Origin of the sequence: Peptoniphilus timonensis JC401 (genome assembly GCF_000312025.1) — a bacterium.
GTDB classification, from domain to species: Bacteria; Bacillota; Clostridia; order Tissierellales; family Peptoniphilaceae; genus Peptoniphilus_A; species Peptoniphilus_A timonensis.
In genome coordinates, this window is sequence record NZ_HE978594.1 from 23,969 (window position 1) to 40,336 (window position 16,368).

Below are 16,368 nucleotides of genomic sequence, written 5' to 3' on the forward strand. Positions count from 1 at the left end.
ATTGTTTTTGTTGCTGTTGCTGTTATTGTTGCGTTATCAGCTGTTATTGCTGTTCCTGGAGTTGTTGACCAAGTTGGATTTTCATATCCGTCTTTTGTTGTTACTTCTGGATATTTATCAGCTGGTAATACTGTTCCTTCTTTTACATCATATACTTTGTTGTTTGCGATTTCGTTTACACCATCACCATTTGTAAATGTAACTCTTACATATCCGTCTGGTGTTGGTTTGCTTGGATCGTCTGTTCTGTCTATGATGTCGTCTAATTTTGCTACATTAATTGGAGCATCTACTTTGTCAGTTGTTCCATCAGAGTATTTTACTACTACAGGAACATTTACAGTATTTCCTGCATCTGCTTCAACTGGTGTATAAGTTACGCTACCGTCAGCATTAACTTTTGCACCTTCTGGAGCTCCTTCACCTAATTCGTAAGTTACATTTTCTGGTGTAGCAGGATTTCCTTCTTTGTCTTTAAATGTTGGAGCTGCAACTGTTGCTTCTTCTCCTACTTTTCCATCAACAGCTTTGTATTCAGGTTCATACTTAGCAGATTCTCCATCTTTAATTGATAGAGGAACTTTATCAACGTGTCCTTTTTTGATTAGGACTTCTTCGCCTTTATCGTTTAATTTGTAGATGTCATAAGTTACTTCTACATTTGGATCTTCTTGAGTAGCTTCAACCTTAGTAGTTGGTGTACCAGAAATCTTGTCTCGTTCAATAGTTAATCCATCAATAGCTTTTTTATCGATAAATTTAGCTGTTACATTTTTAAATACATATCCATCAACTTCTGTTGGTTTTACAGTTTGTTTGTATTCAGTGTTCACAGCTCCATCTTCTAATGGAGAGTCTGTGATGATATATTCATCTGTTTTATCTACAGAAATAGCTTCTGCATCTTTATCGTCTGCAGGTACAGTAATTGTTGTAGTTACTGTGAATTTACCAGCTTCAGTTGGCTTTCCTGTTACTTTTCCTGTAGATTCATCAATTGTAAGTCCACTTGGAAGACCTGTTGCAGCATAAGTTGCACCTTCAGTTTCTCCATTTGAGAATTCAACTTCTTCATAAAGTGATCCAATTTTGTCGTTAACCTTAACTGTAAATGCATCTTGAGCTAAAACTTGTCCTAATTTCCCTTTTGAATCAACATAGTGAAGTTTTGCTATAAATGTTTTTGTTTCTTTTACATCTTTTGTATCAAAAGTACCTTCTGCTAATGCACCTGTTGCTGTTGGTTTTTGTGTAGGTTCTTCTTTTATCTTCTTTCCATCTTGATCATACCAAACTATTTTAAATGAATCATTTGTATTCTTGTAAGGAAGACCTGCAGTATTAGTTTTTGCTACATCTCCTGGTGTTGCAGTGTTTGCTTGGGTATCAAAGTTTGTAATATTAAACTTAATTTCTGCTGGAGCTAAGTTAAAGTCAGCTCTTGTTGAGTTTGCTGCTTGAACTGTAGATACACCAAAAGCTGTTTGAGCCCAACCACCATGGATACCCCAGCCATCGTCAGAACCTGTGTACCAGTTGTAGTTCCATGGAGTTCTTAACACAACATCATCAGTTCCTTTAGTAGATATAAATAACCAGTCAGAGTTAACGTGTTTTTCATTCCAGTCAAGTGCACCTGTTAAGAAAGAACCATCTTCTGCATTTTCTGCAACTGTACCAAGACGGTTTGCTTCTTCCTCGCTCCATCTATGCGCATCACCTGCGTAGTATTTTCCTGCTTCTCTTGTGTATTCAGCTACTTTAGAAGTATTTCTATGAGGTCCCCAAGTTCCCTTAAATTGGATTTTGTAGTCACCTTCAGCATTTGTAACTGCACTTACAGTTTCTGCAATCCATTTGTCTTTATCAGCTGCAACTTGTTCTGCTATCCACTCTTGTAATTGAGTTTCAAGTTTAAATGTCCAACCTGATCCACGAATTTTACTAGGAGATGAAACGCCTAACATATTGGCAGTATCAGCACTGTATATTTGTTTCAATGCATAGTCAGATAGGTAGGATGCTGTAACTGTCACCCCTTCAGCTGGTGATGTAGGTGTTGAAACTATACCCCATTGAACACCACCTGCAGATTCATAGTCCCAAGAGACTTTTCCTCTAACTGCTCCTTGACCAGGTTTGGTTTTAAATATTTGTGGACCTGTTTCATTTGCTTCTTTATGCATCTTAGCTTCATCTTGTTTTTGCATTAGAAGGACTCTGTAGTTTACAAGTCTGTTAGGTCCAAGTTGGTAACCGCCACCTGCTACTCTTCTGTCTGTAAATTCAACACCTTCTCCTGTAGAGTATTGAAGTTGGTAGCCTTCTGGAATAGTGGATTCATCTACCCACATCTTATAGGATTCATTTCCTGCTGATACTGTTGTATCAGCATCAAATTTTACTAATTTTCCGTCTTCACCAATATATGGTTTCACCTTAATATGGAACTGTCCGTCAGCTCCTGAAACTGCATAATAAGTTGGAGAAGTTCTATTTCCTTTTGCTTCATACCATTGAAAATAAACTTTTACCCCTTCTATTGGTTTAAATGCTTGACCTGTTTCGTCTTTCAAATCAGCATTTATGTCTTTACCAACTAGGAGACCTACAAAACCGTGAACTGCATTTTTTGCATCTGCACTTGTAGTTGTGTCTTCTGGTTCTGCAGCGTCTCTTACAGCTACTGGACCTTTAGCTGGTGATAATGCTAATCTAGGTTCGCTGGCAGCTACTACATTAGTTAAAGCATTTTGTGCTTCTTCAGGATTTGCAAATACGTTATATGGAATCATACCAGCTAGCATTACTCCAGATAAAGCATAAGCAGCAACACGATTGGTGTTGACTTTTTCTTTTTTTATCCATTTCTTTTTCTTCTTCCTTTCTTTTCACAATAAAGTTACAATTTTCTTTCATTATTTATAAATTATCTTAATCAATGATGTCAGCTAATTTAAATTTTTCACTATATTTGTTTATCTATCCTCTCCTTTTTCCATAATACATTATAATTATATCAAATAGATATTTAGTGATAGGATAAATTTTAAAAAAATACTTACCCTTTTACTTTGGTATAATATTATATCAAAAGTTACTATAATTTTCTAGTTGTCTTTTCTTAAAATCCATCAACTTCAATGAATTTTTTGTGTACAATCGTACATTTTGATGAAAATTGTACAGAATAAAATACAGTTTTTATTTTGGTGTAACATTTTCTCTCATTGGAAATATTAAATAAATACTATTTTAAGGGCATTATTCGTGCGTTTTTCATAGTAATAAACCAATTTAAAATGTAATATTTTTTCTTTTTTACCCATAGATATTTTTTATAATTTTACATTTTTGTAACAATTCGCATACAATTATTTTTATACTCGCCTTTTCTTCATTTTACTTAAATAAGCTATCTATTATATTATTAATTTTTATAAAAAACCCAAAACTTTTATTTATTTTGGATAAAAAAAATATCCCAAGCTTTTTAGAGCCTGGGATATCTCATAAAATTTTTATTTTTCTAATTTTCCCTTGTAATCTAGGATTCCACCATCTAGGTTTGTGACGTCATATCCTCTTTCTTCAAGATATGCTGCCACGTTATAGGATCTCACTCCGCTTCTGCAGAGTACATATATATCTCTATCTTTTGGGATTTCTTTTAGTCTATTTGGAATTTGGTCCATGGGAATGTGAATTGAATTTTTTATTGTTCCTGTTTCTTCTAGTTCGTAGTCTTCTCTCACGTCAATTATTATTGGGTCAACAATTCTATCTACTTCATTTACGTTTATTTCTCTCATGTCTACCTCTTTTGAAAAATTTTTTATTAAAAAAGACCCAAGTGGGTCCTTTTTGTAAATTATTTTACTGCGATTGCTTCGATTTCTAGTAGTCCAGCTTTTGGTAGTTTTGCAACTTCTACACAAGATCTTGCTGGTTTGTGGTCTGTGAAATATTCTGCATAAACTTCGTTTACTGCAGCAAAGTCATTTATATCGTCTAGGAAGATGTTAACTTTTACAACTTTATCCATGCTTGATCCAGCTTCTTCAAGGATTGCCTTTACGTTGTCAAGGCTTCTTGCTGTTGCTTTTTTGATGTCGTCTGTAATTAGTTCTCCAGTTTCTGGAACTAGTGGAAGTTGTCCTGATGTGAATATAAATCCGTTAACTTCTGTTGCTTGTGAATATGGACCAACTGCTGCTGGTGCTTTTTCTGTGTGTAATGTTTTTACCATAATTATTCCTCCTCAGTGTCTTTGTTTTCTTCCCACAATCTTTCTAGATTGTAGTATTCTCTTTCATCTTTGTGAAATACGTGGACTATTATGTCGCCAAAGTCCAAGATTATCCACCTGCTTGAGTTTTTGCCTTCTAGGTTTTGTGGTCCTTCGCCTTTTTCAGATAATTTTTCGTCGATTTCTCTTGCTAAGGCGTCAACTTGTGTTGATGAGTTACCACTAACTACTACGAAATAGTCTGCTATTGATGTCATTCCTTGAATGTCAAGAACTTTGATGTCGATTCCTTTTTTTGCTTCACATGATTCGATTATAATGTCTAATTTTTCTTGTACTGTCATTTTACCTCCTATTTTATTTTTTCTTATTTAAAATTGTATTCCAATAGCATTACTTGTATTTTGTTTTCATTTGGTATGAAGTAGGATACTCCTCCAATGTATTTTGGCGTACCTGCTAGGGTACTTGTGTTTATATCCTCACTTGTTATGTTACGCATTTTTGCTGCGACTTGTACAAGTTTTTTTACTGGTATATTGTTTTCTGTGTAATTTATATAAGATCCAAGTAGAAGAGGGGATTTTACTAAAGTTTTAGGGTCTTTCATCTTGGAGAGTATTGCTGACATAAATTGTTGTTGTGCCTTAACTCTGCCAAGGTCTGCATCTTTATAACCCTTTCTGAATCTCAAAAATCCTATTGCATCGTAGCCTTTTAGGGTTTGTCTGCCTTGTTTGATGTCAATTTTAAGTGGTGGATCAGCTGTTGGGTCTTCATAATTCATATCAATGGGCACGTCGACTTCTACTCCACCAATTTTATCTACCACGTCTTCTACAAATCTATAGTCCACTGTGACATAATATTTTATGTCTGTGCCTAAGAGATTGTTCACTGTGTCAAGGGTAAGTTCGCTGCCTCCATACTTAAAGGAGTGATTGATTTTTGTCTTTTTATAGCCCTTTATTTTTGTGTAAGTATCTCTTGGGATAGAAATTATATTTACTTTTCCACTTTTGCCATCTACGTTTACCACCATTATAGTATCGGATCTTGCGTTGTTGGCATTTTTTGCATCAAGAGAGTCAACTCCCAGCATTAAAAATTGTAGGTCCTCGCCTTCTTGATAGCTTTTATTCTCATCTTCATCTCCCAAGAAATAAAAGTAACCTGCAAAAGCTGCAAGAGCCAAGATAATTATGACGAGAATTGTTGTGAAAAAAGATTTAAAAAAAGTTTTCAAGAGTTCAACTCCTTATAAAAATTTCTAGCAGTAACAGTGCTTGGCACTATATAGGTATCATGTGTTACTAAAAATTTTAAAGTATTATTTAAGGCAAAATACATTGCCTCATCTAGGTCTTTTTTGCAAGTTCTCTTGCTTCTTCTACTCCATCAAAATTTCTCATAGGTTCAATATAATCTGCCAAGAATATTATTTTTTCAAGATCAGACATATTTACTCTTCCTGTTGTGTGATATGTTATGGCATTTAAAATGTCTTCATCATCTATACCATAAAATTCTTTTGCGTAAACTGCACCAAGATAAGAATGGATAATTTGTGGAGCTCTCTGCATCTCTTTTGTTATGAGAAGATTATTTTCTTTTGCAGCTTTTAACAAATTCTTTTTATCTCTTATTTTTGCACAATCATGTAAAAATCCTGCGATTTCTGCTTTTTCTTGGTCAACTCCGTGGATTTTTGCAAGTTCAATAGCAACTTTCTTTACTCTTTGTGTGTGAAGAAATCTTTTTTCTCCAATTCTATCTTTAATTTCTTTTTCAAATTTTTTTAAATCAGAGCTCATTTTTGTAAAACTCGCTTTCTTCTATATAGTTAAGAACTTTTTTCGGTATTAGGTATCTAAGGGACTTTCCTTTTTTTATTCTATCTCTTAGATCAGTTGATGAAATTTCATAGAGAGGAGTTTCTACTAAAATAATTTTTGTACCAAAAATTTCTTTTAAATATTTTATTTCTCTATTTATTTTTTCATCATCAAGATAGCCTGGTCTTTTGGCAACTACAAATTCTATTTCACTAGATAGGTCTTTTATTTTTTCCAAGTTTTAAGTTGGAAAAGTGAATCCATGCCTATTATGAAATATAATTTTTCTTCTTTGTAGATTTCTTTTAGTTCTCTAATTGTGTCCACTGTGTAGGATAATTTTACTCTTGTAGTTTCTATATCAGATATGTCAAAATCAGGGTTCGGTGAAATGGCAGTTTTTACCATCTCATATCTATCTTTGGCAGAAACTTCGATTTCCTTGTGGGGAGGGTTTCCCGTTGGTATAAAAATTACCTTGTCTAGACCCATTTCTTCTTTTATATATTCACAAATCATGAGATGTCCATAGTGGATTGGATTAAAGGATCCTCCAAAAATTCCGTACTTTTTCATTATAATTCTATTTTTTTATTTTCTTTAGATTCTCTATAAATTGTAAGTTTCTTGCCAATTTTTTGGACAAATTCTGCTCCAGTTTTTTCTAGTATTTCGTCAACAATTTCGTCAACTTCTACTGGTGCATTTTGCAAAACTTTTATTTTTACAATTTCGTGATCTTCTAAAAGTTTATCTATTTGACTTAAAAAGCCTTCGTTTATCCCATCTTTGCCCAATTGTATAAGTGGGTCCATATTGTGGGCAAGGCTCTTTAGGTATGATCTTTCTTTACCTGTTAACATTCTATCACCTTTATTTATTCAAAAAATTCAAATTCGTATCCACCAATAAATACTGAGCAGCCATCATCTGCCCCAAGTTCTTCAAGTTTTTCTACAACTTTATTTTTTCTAAGGTTTTCTTGGAAATATTTAAGTGAATCGTAATCGTCAAAGTTAGTTGAGCGAAGGAGTTTGTCAATATAAGGTCCTTCAACAAAGTATTGACCTTGGTCCTTAAATACTCTTATGCCTTCTTCTCTTGTAACTTCTTCTACGTGTTCTTCGTCATAAGTTTCGTAATCTGTATAATCTACTTCTTGTAAACTATTATAAGTTAGCTTCATTAGCTTATCAACATTTTCTGTTGTGGCACATGATCCTGCTATTATTTCGTATTTATCGCCAAGTTCTTCTCTTAATTTTTTAAGATTTTCTTCTGCACCTGGCATATCAGTTTTATTTGCAAAGATTATTTGCTTTTTTTGTCCCAGTTTTTCATTGTATCTCACAAGTTCTTCGTTAATCTTGTAAAAGTCTTCTACTGGGTCTCTAGATTCTGAACCTGAAACATCTAGGACGTGGATTAAAATTCCAGTTCTTTCAACGTGTTTTAAGAATTCGTCACCAAGACCAATCCCAACTGACGCTCCTTCAATTAGTCCAGGTATATCTGCAATTACAAAGGATTCTCCTTCATCAATTTTTACAACTCCAAGATTTGGAGAAAGTGTTGTAAAGTGATAGTTAGCAATCTTTGGTGTGGCAGATGTAACTATGGAAAGAAGTGTTGACTTACCTACGTTTGGAAAACCAACTAGTCCAACATCGGCAAGAAGTTTTAGTTCTAAGATAATTTCTCTCTCTTCTCCCTTGTTACCTGCTTGGGCAAAAGCTGGGGCTTGTCTTGTTGATGTTTTAAATCTTGCATTGCCCATGCCGCCACGTCCACCCTTGCAGACAGTGACAGACATATTGTTTTCTTTTAAGTCGTAGATAACTCCATTAGTATTGGCATCCCTAATTAGGGTTCCCACAGGTACTTTTAGGATGATATCTTCTCCATTTTTCCCAAATTTTAATTTATTCATGCCGTTTTGTCCATTTTCGGCCTTGTATTCTCTTTTATATCTAAAGTCCATCAAAGTGTGAAGTCCAGAGTCTGTCATTACAATTACATTGCCACCTCTGCCTCCGTCGCCACCAGCTGGTCCTCCTGCTGGTTCAAATTTTTCTCTTCTCCAAGCGACAGCGCCATCTCCACCTTTTCCGGCCTTCAATTTTATTTTAGCTATATCTATAAACATTTTTACCTCGCATTTTCTAAAATTATATCATAGAAAGAACATAGAATTGTAGTGAAAACTTGAACCTTATGTCAAATATGTAAAATCTTTGTGAAAATTAGATTTTACAAAAAAATAAAAGCAAGGTCTCCCTTGCTTTATCTATTATGCTAATTCAACTTTTTCTTCTTGGTAAACATTAGCGAATTTCTTTCCGCCTTTGCCCTTAGTTGTGAATCTTAAGATTCCATCAGCTGTTGCAAATAAAGTGTCATCTGACCCTTTCATTACATTTTCACCTGGATGGATTTTTGTTCCTCTTTGTCTAACGATGATGTTACCAGCTAGAACAAATTGTCCGTCTCCTCTTTTAACTCCAAGTCTTTTTGAGTTTGAGTCACGACCATTCTTAGAAGAACCTGCTCCCTTTTTTGAAGAAAAAAGCAATAAATCAAATTTAATCATTTTGCACCTCCACCTTCTTTAGTGTCAAATACTCTGGGTAAGCTTCATTTATAAGCTCTATCCCCGTTATCATAAATTCAAAACAAGTTTGAATATCTTTTCTTTTAAAAATATCACTTTTTAAAATTTCTATTTTTAACAATCCGTCGCCTTGTATGTCATCTATATCACTTTCACTTACGCCCAGCTTATTTATTAAGGTAAAATAAAGGGTTTGAGTGAGAGTAGAAATGCTAGAGCAGACAAGTGTGTCAAATTCGCCCTCAGCATGGCCACAAGACTTAAATCCACAGTAATAATTTCCCTTTTTGTAAAGGTCAATACTAGTCATTAGTTAATTCCTGAAATTTCAACTAAAGTGTATGGTTGACGGTGTCCGTTTTTCTTTCTTTCGTTTTTCTTAGCTTTGTATTTGTAAACGACAACTTTTTTTGCCTTATCTTGAGCTAGTACTTTAGCTTCAACCTTAGCTCCTTCAACGTATGGAGTTCCGATTTTAGCATCATCACCAGATACAAATAAAACCTTATCAAAAGTTACTTTGTCGCCTTCTTTTACATCTAATTTTTCAACTCTAATTTTGTCACCAGCTTCAACAGTATATTGTTTTCCGCCTGTTTCAATAATTGCGTACATTGTAGCACCTCCTCATTACAAGACTCGCCATCATAGGCATCAAGGATTTAAAACCTATTCTGTGCGGTTACATCAATGAATTTTATCACAAATAAGCCTCTTTGTAAATAAAATTTCATAATTTTTACAATTATAATTTTCCAAAATTTTTATTCTTATTTTTATCTTTCATGAGAGTATGGATTTTGAAAATTTTATAAAATTAGCAGGTCCTAAAACAAGACCTGCTAAGATTTTATCTTTATTTTGTAAGACTTTCAAGATTCAACTTATTTTTTATTCAGTAATTGTCTTATTTTTAATTTCTTCTTTAAGTGATTCGATAAATTCATCTACATCAACATCTTGGATTTCTTCTCCACTTCTCTTTCTAACAGAAAGTTTGCCAGAAGTTTCTTCTTTTTCTCCAATTACTAGCATGTAGTTAATCTTCTTAACTTGTGCTTCTCTAATCTTGTAACCAACTTTTTCTGTACGTCCATCAAGGTGAACTCTAAGTCCTTCTTCGTGAAGTTTATCTGCAATTTTTTGTGCATAGTCTTTAAATTTGTCAGATACAGGAATTACTTCAACTTGTACTGGAGATAACCATAGTGGGAACTTACCTGCAAAGTGTTCGATTAGGATACCCATAAATCTTTCAACTGATCCAAGTAGGGCTCTGTGAAGCATAACTGGTCTTTTCTTTTCTCCATCTTCATCAACATAAGTTAAGTCAAAGTTTTCTGGAAGTTGGAAATCAAGTTGGATTGTACCACATTGCCAAGTTCTTCCAATGGCATCTTCTAGGTGGAAGTCAATCTTTGGACCATAGAAAGCTCCGTCGCCTTCGTTAATTGTGTATGGTAAGTTCTTTTCTTCAAGAGCTTCTTTTAGTGATTTTTCTGCTAAATTCCAAGCTTCAAGATCTCCCATGTAGTCATCTGGTCTTGTTGAAAGTTCAATTGAATATTTAAATCCAAAAGTTGAATATAAATAATCTGCTAAATCAATCATCTTAAATACTTCGTCTTTTACTTGTGAGAACAAGCAATAAACGTGGGCATCATCTTGAGTAAATGTTCTTACTCTAAATAGTCCGTGTAGAGCTCCAGAAAGTTCGTGTCTGTGAACAACGCCGTATTCTGCAAGTCTTACTGGTAAATCTCTATAAGAGTGATTATTTGAATTGTAAACTAAAATTGATCCTGGACAGTTCATTGGTTTAACAGCATAATCGCCATCATCAATTTTTGTGAAGTACATATTGTCCTTGTAGTGATCCCAGTGACCTGATCTGTGCCATAGAGCTTCATTTAAGATAATTGGAGTTAAAATTTCTCCGTAACCATTTTCTTCAAGAACTCCTCTCCACCAGTTAAGAAGAGTATTTCTTAAAACCATTCCATTTGGATGGAAGAATGGGAATCCTGGTCCTTCTTCGTGCATACTAAATAGGTCAAGTTCTTTTCCAAGTTTTCTGTGGTCTCTCTTTTCTGCTTCTTCACGTCTTTCAATATATTCATCTAATTGTTTTTGTTTTTCAAAAGCAATACCATAAATTCTTTGAAGCATCTTGTTGTTAGAATCGCCTCTCCAATAAGCACCAGCTATTGAAAGAAGTTTTATTGCCTTAACTTTTTTAGTTGAAAGAAGATGTGGTCCCTTGCAAAGGTCAACGAAGTCACCAATCTTATACATTGTGATTTTTTCATCTTCTGGAAGGTCATTTATTAGTTCAATTTTATAATCTTGATTTTTTTCTTTGAAATGTGCAAGTGCTTCTTCTCTTGAAACTTCAATTTTTTCTACTGGAAGATCTTTTTTTGGCAATTTCTTTCATTTTGTCTTCAATTGCTTTTAAATCTTCTTCTACAAATCTGTGTTCAAGGTCAAGGTCGTAGTAGAATCCTGTTTCAGTTGAAGGTCCAATAGCAAATTTTGTTTCTGGATAAAGCTCTTGAATGGCATAAGCCATAATGTGAGATGCAGTGTGCCATAAAATTCTTTTTCCTTCATTGTCTTCAAATTTTACAACTTTAAAGTCGCTATCTTCATAAACTTCATCATCAAGTCCTAAGATTTCTCCATTTACTACTGCTCCAAGAGAATCTCTTAGTAGTCCTTGTGATATATCTCCTGTAATTTTTGATACCTTAACTCCACTTTCGTATTCTTTTTGTGAGCCGTCTGGGTATTTAATAATCATTTATATCCTCCTAAAAATTAATAATAAAAAAAGTCACCATCCCAAAGGACGATGACCGTGGTTCCACCTTAATTAAACTCTAGGGATTTAACGCATCCTTACGCCATAGTTTGCTATGGGACTCCAAGTTAGTTTTCAAAAATATAAAATTAGAAATTTTCAGCTGCCATTTCCTCTCTTAGAATTTTATATATTTTACTCTTCTTATCAAAGTCTCTTTTAAAATTGTTTCTATAATATCATAAAGTTTTTACATCTTCAAGAATATTTTGAAAGAATTTATCATTTCTCTCGCCTTTTTATATTACCCAGGAGAAATTATTTAAAACAAGATTTTTATTTTTTTTGATATAATTATTAAAGAAAAGTTTTTTGGAGGAAAGTATGAAAAATAAGTTAAAATATATTCTAATTTTAATAATAATTATAGGATCAATACCAATTCTTCCCGTCCTTGAAGAAAATTTATATGGTTTTTTTGCATTTTTAAATTTTCATGGACTAAGTTCTCTTGCCTTGCCAATTTTGATTTCACTGCCCTTCATTTACAAAAACAAAAACTTATATTTTCTCTATATTTTACTTATTCCAATTATCTACAACAACTTTTTTATAATTTATTTTTTCAAAGTAGTTGACTATTCTTTCACTTCTATAATATTTTTTGTACTTGGCCTGGTCTTGTCCCTTTACTTATTAAAAGGACAAGAAAAAAACTCCCTAAGAGGAGTTAAAATTATTTTATATAATAATCCTTTGAGGAGATGTAAAAGTAAAGTGAACTATGAAACTCAAATTAAAATGTTCAAACACCTAATTCCTATTGGCGAGAGAGATTCAAAATACCTTATATATTATCTCAAAAATAAATTTGATATTGTTGAAATTGATTTTTCAGAATTACCTTCTTACAAGAAGGATATGCTTCGTGAAAGTGCAAAGTATTTCGTGGGAAATGATAAGCTAAATGTTGAGATAAAGGACATGTCCTTTCGCTACTTTAAAATTATAGAAAATGAAAAAAGTATAGAATATGTAGATCCACGAGAGGCTGAGTATGGTGATTTTCTTTTTCTTATACTTGAAGAAAAGACTAAATATATGTCTACAAATAGTGGTATACTTCTAACAGAGATGACTTACATTTCTGGGGTTTCTAAAGAATCTTACCTTGAAGAAGATTATGTCTTTAAAGATTTGCTTTCTAAGTTAATGTTTGATTACCTTTATGATAATAAATTTTTATATGAAAAAATTCTTAACAAAAAAATAAATAGATAGTATATGTTTATAAATATCCTAATAATTATATTATAAATAAAAGATGGTATTAAAGAAGGTCATTAACCCTTCTATATACCATCTTTTATATTTGTCACTTTTACAAAGACCCTCAAATAAAATAAATAGAACCAAAATCTTCTATTTGGTCTTTTGATAAAATTTCAATTTCATAATCATAATTATTTATTATTTTTAAAATTTCTTCATGGGATGAATGATGAGAAAAATCTCCTGTGAAGAATATTTTTTTGCCCAAGGCTCCACTTGCCCCACCAATAAAACCGTAGTTAAAGTTCTGAAGCCTAATCTCTCCATGCTTTATTTTATAAATTGGGATAAAGTCCTTTAGACTCTCATAAATTCCGCCGTCACTTGTTATTATAAAATCTTCTGTCACAAGGCAGGAACACTTGGCATAGCCCTGCTTAATATTCAACAGATCATAGCCGGAATTTTTGTAATAATCTAAAAGAACTTCGTCTGTGTACTTCAAATTGTGGATAAAATAATTTTTAAAAGTGAAGGCATTTAGTGCTACATCTCTAGGATATTTTTTTGACAGTTTTGATTGAGATGGAATTATTCTTTTGTCTGGTAAAATTTTTTTGTAATATTCTAAATTATCTCTATCTACTACAAGCTCTCCACTGGGAAGTGGGTGGACTAAAATATCTGGATGTGTGTCTAGTCCTTTCATTAAATTTTTATTTGATTTTGTTCTTACAATTTTTCCATAATCTTTTAATTTCTCCAAAGATTTTTCTGGAAAATTTTCTGCCACTAGTACATAGGTCATTTCATCATCTCGTAAATTATAATTGATGCTGCAACATTGGCATTAAGGGAGTCAACCTTGGGAGAAATGGGAATATTTAAAAATTCTTTTGCATTCTTCATCAAAAATTCAGAAACTCCCTTTGCTTCATTTCCAATTACCACAATGTCTTTATCCTTAAATTCATAATCCCTTGTAGATTTTGAATTTTCTAGTGAAGTTGCAATAATGTTAAAATCTAAATTCACCAAATCTTCCCTAGTCATAAAATAAATTGGCAATCTAAAAATTGATGACATGGAAGACCTCACAGTCTTAGGATTGTAAAGATCACATGAATTTGGAGAAATTATAAGCCCATCAAGTCCCAGTGCATCAGCAGAACGAATTATTCCACCAAGATTTCCAGGTTCCCTTATGTCATCTAGGTACAAATATTTACCAGAACTTTTGTCAAAATCTCTGTGAATTCCCCTGTAATAGGCAAGTATGCCAGGAGATGTCACTGCATCGCAGAGATTTTTAAAAATTTTATCTGAAAAAATATAAATATTTTCTTCATCTACATTCTTTCTTATATTTTCAAATTTATTTTCTTTAAAGGCAGATTCACTTAGGGCAAGGTATTCTATTTTAAAGTCTTTTGCTTCTTCAATAACTACAGGTTTTTCTACCATAAATAGCTTATTTTCTTGTCTGTGCTTTTTTTCCAAAAGTCCCTTTAAAAATTTGTATGTATCATTATTTTTGCTTGTAATTATCATTTTTCTCCTCAACTTATTAAAGAAAAAAGCCCCTAAGGGCTCTTAACTTTTTAATAAAATTTAAACTTATAAAAATTTAGACTTGTCTTTTAAATATTCTTTTACATCAATGACTTCGCCATTGTCCATGATAATCTTGAAAGAATAATCATAAATGTAAGCTGCAGATATGCCAAGAAGTGATGCTGGAAGTGCCAAAATCATTCCAATAGCAGAAGTTGTAAGGGAAAGTGAAAGGACTGTTTCATTGTCTTTTTCTACTAAAAGTCTACTTGCATTTCCTTTTCTCCAAATTTCCTTAATTGCATCCACAATTTCATCAAGATAATTTATAACTTCGTCAACATATTCTCTGCCATTTTTTTCTTTTCACTTGATTCAGAAAATTCAGAATATTCTTGATCCTTTTCTTCTTCGCTATCATAAACCTTTGATGCTTCTACATTTACATCGTATTTTCCTTCTTTGATATAAGTTATTGCTACATCAACATCACCATCACTATCTAAAAGTGCCTTCCTCACAATTTCATAGGATGCTCCAGTTGTATTTATAACATAGTCAATTTTTGTCATATTAATCATAATATCACCTCTAACTAGTAGATACCCAAAAGAAATTTTTTAAAATACTTTATTTTTCAACTTTTTCTGCATTTGTATTTGTATTTTGAGTACTTTCTTCTCCTTCAGCTTGTGGAACTTCATAGACTGCATCACTTTCTTGGTCAACTATAGAGAAGAAAGTTCTGCCTGGATAAAATTTAACTTCAGTCCCATCAGGATATTTTAAAATTGTCCTTGCATCTTCATTTTCTTTTTCCCAATTTATTGGAGCAAGTTTTCCCTTTTGAAGAAGAAGACCTGAACCTGTTCCAATATTTGCAAGTTTTAAAGTTCCCTTAGGTCCTGCAACTACTCCCTTTTGGAATAAAACTACTAAATTGTCTGTTGTAAATTCTTCGCCAGTAGCTTCGTCAAGAACAGCTTCTCCTTGGCGAATGTACTTGTATTTTCCACTTGCATCGTCATAAGTAAAGTTTGTCTTGTAATTTTTGTTGAAGTTTAAAGTAATTTCTTTTACATCTAAGCCTTCAATTTCTGCTATCTTGTCATAAAAATTAAGAGATGCTGTGTTGTCATTCACGTCCACTCCCTTATCAACTAGATAATTTTCTAGTTCAGGTAGAGAGATGTAACCATTGTGAGGTGCACGCTTGCCAACATCTTTATTTCTGTGAAAAACAATTCCTTCAAGGGCAATTCCGTCAAGGTCAACTACATTTCTACTTCTAACTTCAGCAAGTCCTGCTTCGGATCCACCCCAGTGAGCGTAAATCGCATTGTATTCCTTGGCAGTTTGCACAAAGTAAGGTCTTGCAGAACGAACTGGTCCCACGCCTTCAGGGAAGTTGCTTTGGAAAAGTGCCATGTATCTTGTGAACTCGCCTTCAACCCTGTACTCATAAATTATGTCAGCCTTAGAAATTTGTGCTTGAGGTCTTGCATCGTCGTGATTATCAAGCATAACTGCAAAGATTTTTTTCTTGGCTTGTTCTTGGTCTTCTCTCTCTTCATGAGTAAGTGGTGTGTAGTAAACTATTTTTTCTGGTTCTTTTACTTCAGGCTCTTTATTTTCATTTGCTGGAGTTTTTCCACAGGCAACAAGGCTTGTGGCAACTAGTCCTATAAGTAAAAGTTTTTGTAATTTTTTCATTAGATTTCCTCTTTTCTTTATGTATTAGTTTTATTGTAGAATATAAATATAGATATGTAAATAAGATGTTTTCCACAAATTTTTATTGGTTAAATATTTTTTAGTGATAGAATTAAGTTAGGTGATGAATTTATGTTTAAGACTATTATTATTCCTGTCTATTTAATCTTTTTAATAGGATATTTTTTAACTGAGTACACAAAAATTATTAAGAATGAAAAAATAAGAAAAAGAGTCAATATTATCTGTCACACAGTGGCTTGGCTAATACTCCTATACTATTTTGTTATAAGAAGGTTTTTATAAAATTTGCAAAAAAATAAGACTAGTT

17 protein-coding genes, 2 pseudogenes and 2 other annotated features are annotated in these 16,368 nt (G+C 32.9%); of the genes and pseudogenes, 1 reads left to right on the forward strand and 18 read right to left on the reverse strand.

Annotated elements, in window-relative coordinates:
- From HGPT_RS03810 to thrS, 14 genes and pseudogenes are all read right to left on the reverse strand, one after another.
- Positions 1 to 2,795: Rib/alpha-like domain-containing protein (locus HGPT_RS03810; RefSeq protein WP_218914853.1), on the reverse strand; the 2,795-nt coding region annotated here is incomplete at its 3' end.
- Between the two features lie 726 nt (positions 2,796 to 3,521).
- Positions 3,522 to 3,812 carry a rhodanese-like domain-containing protein gene (locus HGPT_RS03815; RefSeq protein ID WP_019138543.1) on the reverse strand — a complete coding sequence of 97 codons (291 nt, stop codon included), beginning with the start codon at positions 3,810 to 3,812 and terminating at the stop codon, positions 3,522 to 3,524.
- A gap of 59 nt (positions 3,813 to 3,871) precedes the next feature.
- Positions 3,872 to 4,249, reverse strand: coding sequence for a RidA family protein (locus HGPT_RS03820; RefSeq protein WP_019138544.1), 378 nt, complete (start codon positions 4,247 to 4,249; stop codon positions 3,872 to 3,874).
- A gap of 2 nt (positions 4,250 to 4,251) precedes the next feature.
- The gene (gene rsfS / locus HGPT_RS03825; protein WP_019138545.1) at positions 4,252 to 4,593 is read right to left on the reverse strand and encodes a ribosome silencing factor; all 342 of its coding nucleotides are present in this window, start codon (positions 4,591 to 4,593) and stop codon (positions 4,252 to 4,254) included.
- Between the two features lie 23 nt (positions 4,594 to 4,616).
- Complete coding sequence (locus HGPT_RS03830; RefSeq protein ID WP_019138546.1) at positions 4,617 to 5,495, reverse strand: LCP family protein; 879 nt, start codon at positions 5,493 to 5,495, stop codon at positions 4,617 to 4,619.
- Between the two features lie 112 nt (positions 5,496 to 5,607).
- A complete protein-coding gene (yqeK, locus tag HGPT_RS03835; protein WP_019138547.1) occupies positions 5,608 to 6,063 on the reverse strand; it encodes a bis(5'-nucleosyl)-tetraphosphatase (symmetrical) YqeK in 456 nt (151 codons plus the stop codon).
- Positions 6,053 to 6,322 (reverse strand): nicotinate-nicotinamide nucleotide adenylyltransferase, encoded by a 270-nt coding sequence (locus HGPT_RS10505; RefSeq protein ID WP_342626059.1) that lies wholly within the window; start codon positions 6,320 to 6,322, stop codon positions 6,053 to 6,055. Before HGPT_RS10505 ends, yqeK begins: the two co-directional genes overlap by 11 nt.
- Positions 6,310 to 6,660 (reverse strand): nicotinate (nicotinamide) nucleotide adenylyltransferase, encoded by a 351-nt coding sequence (nadD, locus tag HGPT_RS10510; protein ID WP_342626060.1) that lies wholly within the window; start codon positions 6,658 to 6,660, stop codon positions 6,310 to 6,312. Before nadD ends, HGPT_RS10505 begins: the two co-directional genes overlap by 13 nt.
- A complete protein-coding gene (gene yhbY, locus HGPT_RS03845; RefSeq protein ID WP_019138548.1) occupies positions 6,660 to 6,947 on the reverse strand; it encodes a ribosome assembly RNA-binding protein YhbY in 288 nt (95 codons plus the stop codon). Before yhbY ends, nadD begins: the two co-directional genes overlap by 1 nt.
- Positions 6,948 to 6,961: 14 nt before the next feature.
- The gene (gene obgE, locus HGPT_RS03850; RefSeq protein WP_019138549.1) at positions 6,962 to 8,230 is read right to left on the reverse strand and encodes a GTPase ObgE; all 1,269 of its coding nucleotides are present in this window, start codon (positions 8,228 to 8,230) and stop codon (positions 6,962 to 6,964) included.
- 144 nt (positions 8,231 to 8,374) lie between these two features.
- Positions 8,375 to 8,674, reverse strand: coding sequence for a 50S ribosomal protein L27 (gene rpmA, locus HGPT_RS03855; RefSeq protein ID WP_019138550.1), 300 nt, complete (start codon positions 8,672 to 8,674; stop codon positions 8,375 to 8,377).
- A complete protein-coding gene (locus HGPT_RS03860) occupies positions 8,667 to 9,005 on the reverse strand; it encodes a ribosomal-processing cysteine protease Prp (RefSeq protein ID WP_019138551.1) in 339 nt (112 codons plus the stop codon). The genes rpmA and HGPT_RS03860 overlap by 8 nt, the downstream gene beginning before the upstream one ends.
- Entirely contained in the window at positions 9,005 to 9,310 is a 306-nt protein-coding gene (gene rplU, locus HGPT_RS03865) for a 50S ribosomal protein L21 (RefSeq protein WP_019138552.1), read from the reverse strand. The genes HGPT_RS03860 and rplU overlap by 1 nt, the downstream gene beginning before the upstream one ends.
- 10 nt (positions 9,311 to 9,320) lie before the next feature.
- Positions 9,321 to 9,389: a sequence feature (ribosomal protein L21 leader region), on the reverse strand.
- A 197-nt stretch (positions 9,390 to 9,586) separates the two neighbouring features.
- Positions 9,587 to 11,498, reverse strand: a pseudogene (gene thrS, locus HGPT_RS03870) (threonine--tRNA ligase).
- Positions 11,499 to 11,539: 41 nt separating this feature from the next.
- Positions 11,540 to 11,718, reverse strand: a binding site (T-box leader).
- Positions 11,719 to 11,882: 164 nt separating this feature from the next.
- On the opposite strand from thrS, the gene HGPT_RS09255 reads away from it, so the two are divergent.
- Entirely contained in the window at positions 11,883 to 12,779 is an 897-nt protein-coding gene (locus tag HGPT_RS09255; RefSeq protein WP_019138553.1) for a hypothetical protein, read from the forward strand.
- Between the two features lie 112 nt (positions 12,780 to 12,891).
- On the opposite strand, the gene HGPT_RS03880 is transcribed toward HGPT_RS09255, so the two are convergent.
- The 4 genes and pseudogenes from HGPT_RS03880 to HGPT_RS03895 form a co-directional block, all read right to left on the reverse strand.
- Positions 12,892 to 13,578 (reverse strand): DUF6873 family GME fold protein, encoded by a 687-nt coding sequence (locus tag HGPT_RS03880; protein WP_019138554.1) that lies wholly within the window; start codon positions 13,576 to 13,578, stop codon positions 12,892 to 12,894.
- Positions 13,575 to 14,321 (reverse strand): TrmH family RNA methyltransferase, encoded by a 747-nt coding sequence (locus HGPT_RS03885; protein ID WP_019138555.1) that lies wholly within the window; start codon positions 14,319 to 14,321, stop codon positions 13,575 to 13,577. Before HGPT_RS03885 ends, HGPT_RS03880 begins: the two co-directional genes overlap by 4 nt.
- A gap of 66 nt (positions 14,322 to 14,387) precedes the next feature.
- Positions 14,388 to 14,905, reverse strand: a pseudogene (locus HGPT_RS10600) (DUF4342 domain-containing protein).
- Between the two features lie 49 nt (positions 14,906 to 14,954).
- A complete protein-coding gene (locus HGPT_RS03895; RefSeq protein WP_019138556.1) occupies positions 14,955 to 16,037 on the reverse strand; it encodes a DUF3048 domain-containing protein in 1,083 nt (360 codons plus the stop codon).
- Positions 16,038 to 16,368: the final 331 nt, after the last annotated feature.